Source organism: Spirosoma harenae, from assembly GCF_054776975.1.
This window is the reverse complement of record NZ_BAAHBD010000055.1, coordinates 1-864: the sequence shown is the minus strand read 5'-3', so window position 1 is coordinate 864 and position 864 is coordinate 1. Positions and strand designations below refer to the sequence as shown.

General features: G+C 46.2%; 1 protein-coding gene. It reads right to left on the bottom strand.

Annotated features, from left to right (window positions below):
- Positions 1–16: 16 nt before the first annotated feature.
- On the bottom strand, positions 17–796 hold the full coding sequence (locus tag ACYVE4_RS34040; protein ID WP_461044895.1) for an IS5 family transposase: 780 nt from the start codon (positions 794–796) through the stop codon (positions 17–19).
- Between the last annotated feature and the right edge of the window lie 68 nt (positions 797–864).

Genomic DNA, 864 nt, shown 5'->3' with positions numbered 1-864 from the left:
AGAACGTGTTGGGGAATTATATTCTGTGATCGGATTTGATTCGCTGAAGCATTAGTTGAATATTAGCTAAATACAGCCAACTCACCGAAGATAATAGCGTATACTCGTAGTCTTTGACGATCCGACGGAAGTAATTCGTCCAAGCAATGCTACGTTCAACAACCCAACGTTTGGCAACGGGCACAAAACCTTGGGCCGATTCAGGACGGGCGGCTTTCTCAAACTCAATTGACCAATCAGCTAATGCTTTGGCAAAAACGCCATTGTAAGATTGGTCACCATAGATTTTTTCTAAACGTTCACCCACTCGCCAAAGTATGGCGCCAATCAGCGAAACCGTAGCGGGGCCATCGGCTTGATTGGCCGCATGGACGGCCACTATCCAGAGTCGACCTTGCGTGTCAACGACAAATTGGCGCTTGCGGCCGTTGACCCGTTTGTTGGCATCGGTCCCTCGGTGTTCGTAGATCATCGGATTTAATTTAACGCTTTGGGAATCAATACATAAAACAGAAGGATGGGCTTGTTTGTCGGCCCGTTTACGATCCAGTTGATTCAGTGCTAGGTTAATACGTTCAAACGTGCCGTCTTGCTTCCATTGATCAAAATAGTAGTAGACAGCTTGCCAGTTAGGCCATTCTTCAGGTAGATTACGCCATTGGCAACCCGTTCGTAGGAGCCATAAAATGATGTTGATTATTTGCCGCAAATCATGTTTGCGCTGGCGTTTGAGATTGAAAAAAGGCGAAATTGTGGCCCATTGAGAGTCGGTCAGTTTTGAGAACTGTTTGGTCATGGCTTTGCATTTTGGTCGATACAAAGTTGGCACGACTCTCAACCTTTCTCAATTCCCCAACACACTCT